This is a genomic window from Pseudoflavonifractor capillosus (genome assembly GCF_016899775.1).
Taxonomy (GTDB): Bacteria; Bacillota; Clostridia; order Oscillospirales; family Oscillospiraceae; genus Lawsonibacter.
This window is the reverse complement of the sequence record NZ_JACJJE010000097.1, coordinates 1-5,876: the sequence shown is the minus strand read 5'-3', so window position 1 is coordinate 5,876 and position 5,876 is coordinate 1. Positions and strand designations below refer to the sequence as shown.

General features: G+C 55.3%; 6 protein-coding genes. 5 read left to right on the top strand and 1 reads right to left on the bottom strand.

All coding sequences use genetic code 11. The features are described 5' to 3' along the window. Window positions 1-259 precede the first annotated feature (259 nt). The 5 genes from H6B31_RS16105 to H6B31_RS16085 are packed head-to-tail and all read left to right on the top strand — an operon-like array spanning window position 260 to window position 5,210. Complete coding sequence (locus H6B31_RS16105; RefSeq protein WP_191437534.1) at window positions 260-682, top strand: hypothetical protein; 423 nt, start codon at window positions 260-262, stop codon at window positions 680-682. Then, a complete protein-coding gene (gene mobP3, locus H6B31_RS16100; RefSeq protein ID WP_204899433.1) occupies window positions 679-2,154 on the top strand; it encodes a MobP3 family relaxase in 1,476 nt (491 codons plus the stop codon). The genes H6B31_RS16105 and mobP3 overlap by 4 nt, the downstream gene beginning before the upstream one ends. Before the next feature lie 20 nt (window positions 2,155-2,174). After that, window positions 2,175-3,098 (top strand): DUF3991 and toprim domain-containing protein, encoded by a 924-nt coding sequence (locus tag H6B31_RS16095; RefSeq protein WP_204899432.1) that lies wholly within the window; start codon window positions 2,175-2,177, stop codon window positions 3,096-3,098. A 4-nt stretch (window positions 3,099-3,102) separates the two neighbouring features. Then, a complete protein-coding gene (locus H6B31_RS16090) occupies window positions 3,103-4,953 on the top strand; it encodes a type IV secretory system conjugative DNA transfer family protein (RefSeq protein ID WP_204899431.1) in 1,851 nt (616 codons plus the stop codon). Next, on the top strand, window positions 4,950-5,210 hold the full coding sequence (locus H6B31_RS16085) for a helix-turn-helix domain-containing protein (RefSeq protein WP_204899430.1): 261 nt from the start codon (window positions 4,950-4,952) through the stop codon (window positions 5,208-5,210). Before H6B31_RS16090 ends, H6B31_RS16085 begins: the two co-directional genes overlap by 4 nt. Before the next feature lie 135 nt (window positions 5,211-5,345). Here H6B31_RS16085 and H6B31_RS16080 read toward each other — a convergent pair. Next, the coding region (locus tag H6B31_RS16080; RefSeq protein ID WP_204899429.1) for an RNA polymerase sigma factor at window positions 5,346-5,876 on the bottom strand (531 nt) is incomplete at its 5' end.

Below are 5,876 nucleotides of genomic sequence, written 5' to 3'. Positions count from 1 at the left end.
ATAGGAGGCCCTGTTGGGCAGATTTCCGCAAATTTCCCCGGGATTGGGGGCGTTCGATTTTAGTACGAGGATAAAGGACCGCCGTGGTGAGCCCCGGCGGTCCAGCCACAAAGCCCCGCAGTGCGGGGCTTTTCGCCTGTTGAGATACCGCCGTTCTGAATCGCCATTTCTCCTTTTGGAGCGGTGGCAATTCAAGAAAAGGCCCACGTATCAAGGTATTCCGCCGTTTTGGAGCACCGTGGTAGGAAAGGAGCAAGATATGAAGGAAGATAACCGAGAAAAAATCACACTCTGGCTGCAACCAGATATTCTTCGACGAGTTGACAGTTGGCTGGAGGAGGACAACTGTAAGACCCGGCGAGAGTTTGTGGAGAAGGCCCTGCGGTTCTACATGGGCTACCTAGCCACCGAGGACACCTCGGAGTATCTGTCCCAGGCACTGGTGGATACGCTCCAGGGAATCGTGGCGGACAACTCCAACCGGCTGCGCACCATGATCTTCAAATGGTGTGTGGAGCTGAACATGATGGGACACACCATCGCCGCTCACTTCCGCGCCGACCCCATCAACCGGCGGGAACTGCGCGCCTACGCGGTGGACGAGGTGAAGCGCACCAATGGACAGATCAGCTTCGACCGGGCGCTGGACCAGCAGCGGCGGCTTCTGGATGACGGACTGTGAGCCGTATTCGCTTCATGTCTCCCTATCTGAAGGGCGGTCGGGACGCGGTCAAGCTGGCCAACCGAACTCGGTATGTGGCGACGCGCCCCGGTGTAGAAGTGCTCTCGGAGGAGTACGGAGACCGGCCTGCCACGAAAAAACAGCAGGAGTACATCCGCAGGCTCCTTCGAGATTTCCCAGACGCTCAGGAGCTGCTGGAGTATGAGGACTACCAGTCCAACCCCGCCAGGGGAACCGCCTCCGTCTTTATCCAGCAGGTGCGGGAGGATTTTGTGGAGGCCATGAGTCAGCGGGAGAACTATCTGGACTATGTGGCACACCGTCCCGGCGTAGAACTCCAGGGAGAGCACGGCCTCTGGGGACCGGGAGGCAAGGTGCAGAACCTCTCCCAAGCGATTCGGGAGGTGGCGGATCACACAGGAAATGTGTGGACGCCGGTGGTCGCCATCCGCCGGGAGGACGCGGAGCGGCTGAGCTACGACACGGCGGAGAACTGGCGCGCGCTGGTCAATGCCTGTCTCCCAGACATCGCAAAGGGTTATAAAATCTCGCCGGACCACCTGCGTTGGTACGCCGCCTTCCACGGGAAGGAGCAAAGCGTCCACATCCACATGGTGGTGTTCTCCTCTGATCCTAAGGAGGGATACTTGACCAAACAGGGCATCCAGCAGGTCAAGTCCGCCTTCGCCCGGAGAATCTTCCGGGATGACCTGTTCCATGTCTACGAGCAGAAGACGGAGTATCGGACAGCCATCCAGCGGGAGGCACGGCTGGCCATGGAGGAGCTGATCCGACAGATGCGGAATGGTGATAGAGACAATCCGCGTTTGGAGCAACTAACCACTGCGCTCGCTCTGCGGCTCCAAACTACAAAGGGCAAAAAGGTGTACGGCTATCTGCCGCCTAAGACGAAGGCCATCGTGGATGAGATCGTGGATGAGCTGGCCAAGGATGAGCGTGTAGCCGCCGCCTACGATTTGTGGTATCAGATGCAGGAGGAGATCTGCCGCACCTATTCCCAACAGCCGCCCAGGCGCGTGCCGCTCTCTCGGCAGAAAGAGTTCAAGGCGGTGCGCAACATGGTGATCCAAGAGGCCCTGCGGCTGTCGCAGACCGAGTCAATTTCGGAAGATCCTTCGCAGGGGCGAGCAGAGATACCGAATGCCTCAGAACCGCCAAACGATCAACCTGACGGGAAACAGGCAGAAATGCCGAGGGAGGATGACTCCATCCGTCCTGCTGCGCCGGAGCGCTCCAAGCTCTCAGGACAGGAAAAAGGACCTGCTGTGGCTGCGGCAATCTCCCGGATGTTCTACCACATGGGCAGGATCTTTGAAGATCGCTGTCTGACGGACACCATGCAGCGCGGCATTCAAATCGACCGTAAACGCCGGCGGCAGCTTCTGGAAAAGAAAATGGCCATGGGCCATAAGGCCGATGACCATGAGAATGAGGAAATTCAATTAAAATGATAGCGATGCGAGGTGTGTCTATGGGAACCTTTATTTACTTTACAGAAGAGCAGAAACGCCAGGCCAACGAGGTGGATCTGGCTGAGTTCCTGCGGCGGCAGGGGGAAAAGCTCCTTCCCTCCGGCCGAGACTACCGTCTGGACTCCGACCACAGTGTGACCATCCGAGGCAGCGAGTGGTTTGACCACGAGACCCAAACCGGCGGCCACGCCATTGATTTCGTCCGAACACACTACGGAATGACCTTTCCGGAGGCAGTGACGATGCTCCTGGATGGGGAGCAGGGACAATGCTATCCGCAGGCAAGGGAGAAAACCCCGCCGCCTTCCAAACCGTTTGCGCTGCCTCCTGCCAACCGGGATATGCGCCGGGTGTACGCCTATCTGATGAAGCACCGTCATATTGACCGGGATGTGATCACACACTTCGCACGAGCGGGACTGCTCTATGAAGATGAAACGTACCACAACGTGGTGTTTGTCGGTAAGGATGAGACCGGCACTGCCCGCCATGCGCACAAGCGGAGCACCAACAGCACTGGAAAGGCATTTCGTCAAAACGTGGAGGGCAGCGATCCCAAATACAGCTTTCACCACTTTGGCAGAGATGGAAGCCTGTTTGTATTTGAGGCGCCCATTGACCTTCTGTCGTATCTCTCCCTCTACCCAGAGGATTGGAACGAACACAGCTATGTGGCCTGCTGCGGGACGTCTCCCATTCCGGTGCTGACCATGCTCCAGCGGATGAAAACGCCCCAGGCGGTTTACCTGTGCCTGGACAATGACCGGGCCGGACATGAGGCCAGTTTGCGGATGGCGGAACAAATAGGGGAGCAGTTCCATATCGCCTCAGACCGTCTGATCCCAGAGCGGAAGGACTGGAATGACGATCTGTGTGCACTGCGGGAAGCGCCAAAACAAGGCTTGGCAATGGGAATGAGGTGATGCGATGCAGGACAATATATGGCCTCTGATTTTGTTTGCCGCGGCTGCGATCATTATAATCGGCGGACTGGCCATGCTCTCCCAGCACTACACACTGGACAACATCAAGAGCCGCACGGTGGGAGATGGTCAGTATGGAACCGCACGCTGGGCAACTCCAAAGGAGATCTCCAAGACCTATCAGAATATTCCGTTTACGCCGCAAGTGTGGAGAAACGGTGAGCATCGTCCCCAAGCCCAGGGGCTGGTCCTTGGTTCGGTTGGAAGGCCGCCTGTGCCGCCGGAGCTGCATTTGTTTGGCAGGTCTATTCATCCGCCGATCCCAAAACGGATCTGGGCGCACAAAACGATCCATGCTCTGGTGGACTGCGACGACATCCACTGCCTGATGATTGGGGCCAGCGGTGTGGGTAAGACAGCGTTCTTCCTGTACCCCAACCTGGAGTATGCCTGTGCCAGCGGAATGAGTATTTTCGCCCTGGACACAAAGGGGGACTTGGCCAAAAATTATGGCACTATTGCGGAAAAATACTACGGTTATAGGGTATCGGTCATCGACCTGCGGAATCCCATGCATTCTGATGGATATAATTTGCTGACCCTGATCAATCACTACATGGATCTGTTCCGGGAATTTCCGAACGCGATCGACTATGCGGCAGCGGCAGAGAAGTACACCAAGATTCTGGCCAAGTCCATCATCAACCCATCGGGCGACGCTGCTCAGTACGGGGAAAACAGCTATTTCTACGAAGCGGCTGAGGGCCTGATGGCCTCGGTCACGCTGCTGCTGGCCCAGTATCTGCCGCCGGGCAAAGATGAGCCGGACGTCCGCCACATTGTATCTGTGTTCAAGTTGATCCAGGATCTCCTGGCCCCCGATCCCAGAAGCCGGGGGAGGAATGGTTTTCAGACGCTGATGAGCCTCCTTCCGGATGACCACAAGGCCCGGATGCTGGCTGCCTCTGCCCTGCACACATCGGATCAGGCGATGGCCTCTGTCATGTCTACGGTATTGTCCCGGCTGAACGCGTTCCTGGATACGGAGTTGGAGCAGGTACTCTGCTTTGACAGCTCCATAGATGCGGAGACCTTTGCCTCACAGAAGTGTATCATCTTTCTGGTCTTACCCGAGGAGGACAGCACCAAGAACTTCATGGCCGGTCTATTGATCCAAAATTTAAGCCGGGAGCTGTTTACTGTGGCGGAAAAACGCGGCGGCAAATTGGCTAATCGGGTTGTATTTCTGTGCGACGAGTTCGGCACGATGCCGCCCTTTGATGTACTGTCTCTGTTTTCCGCTGGGCGCTCCCGGAGATTGACCATGGTGCCCATTATTCAGTCTCTGGCCCAGATGGAGAAGAATTATGGGAAAGAAGGCGCGGAAATATTGGCAGACAACTGTCAGGATACGATCTTCGGAGGCTTTGCCCCAAACTCCCAGACCGCAGAGGCGTTGTCCAAAGCCTTGGGCAGCCGCACCGTGATGAGCGGCTCTGTCTCCAAAGGGAAGAATGATCCCAGCCAGTCTCTGCAAATGATGGAACGGGCACTGATGACGCCGGATGAACTCAAGGCGCTCCCGAAGGGAGAATTTATCGTGATGAAGACCGGTACATACCCTATGCGCACCAAATTGCGATTATTTTTAGAGTGGGGAATCACCTTTGAGGAACCATATCAGACTCCAGGAAGAGCGGCCCGAAAAGTGATCTATGCGGGAAAGCGGGAACTGGTTCAGGCGATTTTACACGCTCAGCAGCGAGAGCAGAGGGTAGAGGAGTGCGTGGATGAGGAAGGCCCCTCCCCGAAAGCGGGCTACAACACGCAGAAGCGGGAGGAGGAGCCTGTGTGAGTTTCTTTAATGCCGTATACGGCGATCAAGAGCTAAGTCCCCGGGCCAAGATGGTATGTCTCTATCTCCATGATCGGGCCAACAAAGACGGTGAAAGCTGGTACGCCATTGGCAGTATTGCCCAGGACCTGAACCTGTCCCGCTCCACAGTGAAGCGGGCGATTCAAGACCTGCTTCGATTAGGATGGATCGAGAAGCGGCCCAGATACCGGGAAAATGGGGGATGTACCTCCAATCTATACCGGATACTGAAGTGAGAACAGCGCAAACGGCGCAGTGCTCCGCCAAGGGAACACTGCGCCGGTTTTGTGGACTAGGGGTAGGGTCAGAGTGGACCGGGCAGAAGGACTCAGGGTAAAGACTCATCATACTCAGAGAATCAGAGAACAAAACTACTCCTTCATATATTTACGCCACTTTTGGTAAGCCAACCGTTTGGCCCGCGTTACCGCCATACGGACGCTGCTTGGATTCATGCCAAGGTCAACCGCTAATTCTTCATAAGACTTTCCTAAAATAAAGCGGCCTTCTAGCAAAAGCCGATTCTTATCATCCAGTTTGGGCCATATTTGGCTGAACGCTTGTATCTCTTCTTTGTGAATGGCTAATAATTCTGGATCGTCCTCTGCAGTGAGTGTATTTTTCATCATCCACTCCTCTATATCAATTTCCGGATGATTCTTTGTTTTTCGTAACTGAGTGTAAGTGGAGTTTTTTACTGCAGAGATGATGTAGTTGATCCTTTTTGTATTGGAAAGAGAACGGAGGGTCGGTATGTTGTCAATCAATTTCACCAATGTGATTTGGAGAACATCATCTGCCAGCCATGGATCATCTGTGAGCTGGTAGATTGTATGATACATCAGTCGATGGTATTGCCGGTACACCTGCTCCATAAAGTCACGGTCGCTCTCATCCTCAAT

Bases quoted from the DNA above. Each gene is read 5' to 3' on its own strand.
- H6B31_RS16105 (WP_191437534.1), top strand. From the start codon at position 260: ATGAAGGAAGATAACCGAGAAAAAATCACACTCTGGCTGCAACCAGAT.
- H6B31_RS16090 (WP_204899431.1), top strand. From the start codon at position 3,103: ATGCAGGACAATATATGGCCTCTGATTTTGTTTGCCGCGGCTGCGATC.
- H6B31_RS16095 (WP_204899432.1), top strand. From the start codon at position 2,175: ATGGGAACCTTTATTTACTTTACAGAAGAGCAGAAACGCCAGGCCAAC.